This is a genomic window from Candidatus Thermoplasmatota archaeon (genome assembly GCA_029907305.1).
Classification (GTDB): Archaea; Thermoplasmatota; E2; order DHVEG-1; family DHVEG-1; genus JARYMC01.
The window spans coordinates 1-1927 of sequence record JARYMC010000133.1; the positions used below are offsets into that span (position 1 = coordinate 1).

Sequence of the window (1927 nt, forward strand, 5' to 3'; positions counted from 1 at the left end):
TTCTATGGCATCCGCCTCTGACGGGTGCGCCTGCCCAGAAGCAAAAATGTTTGTTAGAAGAAAAATAGCGCGATTCATCCCCATACTAAAGTCTGGGGATTTCTCGCTCACAAAATGTTAAAAACGTTTTTGAAAAAAATTTTACGGGCTTGAGGGGATTCGAACCCCTGACCCATCGGTTAAGAGCCGATTGCTCTACCTAGCTGAGCCACAAGCCCAAAAACAAGAGGGATACTAGCATAAACTGGTGCTTATTAATGTTTTTTTTCTAACTTCTTAATCTCAGATTGATCAACCTTTGATATATACTTAGCGTCAATGTTATCAGTTACATAAACATCTTTCCCTGCATGATATATTTTCACTCCGTCTTTCATAGCTTTTTTTCCATCAATACGTAAAATCAAAGGTTCTTCTGTTCTAACTCGCCCTGCCTCGATAGCTTTTTCTATGCTACTGCTCAGATGTACTTTTTTACGATCCGTTGGATGAAGACCACCTTCGAGTATCATATCGATCTCTTCCTCAGTAACTGGGTAATACAATTCATCGACATCCGCCAAAGGTAAATCATCGAGGTTTACATCCACAGTATGACCATACTTAGCGCGAATCATACCACCATCAATTTGATATCTGCCTCTCTCATCAGTGGCTACCAATGCTTCTATGTGGTAGTTCCGTAACCAGTCAAAACCTGATCTTGATGTACCTAATGCTGCTATGAAAGATGAGATATCGACCCATCCTCTACCATCCATCATCAAACCAAGTTTATCTGGGAAATGACGTAGAGCACCAGCTATGATACGACTCAGCGCATTAAGTTCACGGTCATCCATCAAGAATTTGCCTTTTTTATTGCAAACAGGACACGCTTCTCCACGGTAATAACCGTGTTCATCACATTTTCCTAACATAGTTCCGCTGAAACGTAATTATGATATCAAGTATAAATTTTTGTACTATTAAACTATTACATCGTCTGGTGAACCTTTGGAACAAGAAGACATGAAAAAAATAGCTGGGGAAAAAGCAGCAGAATACATTAAGGATGGTATGATTGTTGGCCTTGGAACCGGTTCTACGGTAGAGTATACAATAAAGAAGATCGCAGAGATGGTAAAGAATGGCCTTGACATAAAAGGGATACCAACATCTATGCACACAAAAAAAATAGCCAAAGAATACAACATACCTCTCACTGATCTTGAAGAAAACCCTGTTATTGATATAACAATAGATGGTGCTGACGAAGTAGACCCAAACCTCAACCTTATAAAAGGTGGAGGGGGAGCTCTTACAAGAGAAAAAATCGTCGCCTATCACTCTAAAAAAGAGATAATAGTGATTGATGAAACAAAAATTGTTAAAGTCTTGGGCGTAAATTCTCCATTACCTGTTGAAGTACTGAAGTATGGTTGGTCTTCAACGAAAAAGGCTCTCGAGGAGTTTGGTTGTACTGTTGAACTGAGAAAAATAATGAATGACCCATATCTAACAGATAACTCGAACTATATCCTTGATTGTGATTTTGAGATAATAGAATCGCCTGAACAACTCGAAAAAGATATCAATAATATTCCAGGTGTTGTTGAGAATGGGTTGTTTATTGGTTTGGTTGATGAAGTGATAGTTGGTAGTAGGCAAGGCGTTATGACTCTTGGTAAATAACATTTTAAGTTTAATCTTCTAAAAAATCAAAAAATTGAGAGAAATTTGATTATGAAGAAACCTGTGCCATCTATAGAAAAAATTGTGGAAAAATTTGAGGAAACAAAAAATAAAATTAATGCTATAGAGTTTGATGTTCATTGGTACAGACGTGTTTTCCATGCATTTGGTGCATGTTTCTTGTTTTATTATTTGCTACCCGATGTTAATTGGATTAATTTATTGAAATTTTGGGTACCATTTTTAATACTTG

3 protein-coding genes and 1 tRNA gene are annotated in these 1927 nt (G+C 37.3%); 2 read left to right on the forward strand and 2 right to left on the reverse strand.

Annotated elements, in window-relative coordinates; translation table 11 throughout:
- Window positions 1-144: 144 nt before the first annotated feature.
- Window positions 145-218, reverse strand: a tRNA-Lys gene (locus QHH19_07285).
- Between the two features lie 36 nt (window positions 219-254).
- A complete protein-coding gene (locus QHH19_07290) occupies window positions 255-920 on the reverse strand; it encodes an RNA 2'-phosphotransferase (protein ID MDH7518123.1) in 666 nt (221 codons plus the stop codon).
- A 76-nt stretch (window positions 921-996) separates the two neighbouring features.
- Between QHH19_07290 and rpiA the strand changes: the two genes are divergently transcribed.
- Window positions 997-1674, forward strand: a complete 678-nt coding sequence (gene rpiA, locus QHH19_07295) for a ribose-5-phosphate isomerase RpiA (GenBank protein MDH7518124.1) — start codon at window positions 997-999, stop codon at window positions 1672-1674.
- Window positions 1675-1725: 51 nt separating this feature from the next.
- On the forward strand, window positions 1726-1927 hold a 202-nt coding region (locus QHH19_07300; protein ID MDH7518125.1), incomplete at its 3' end, for a dolichol kinase.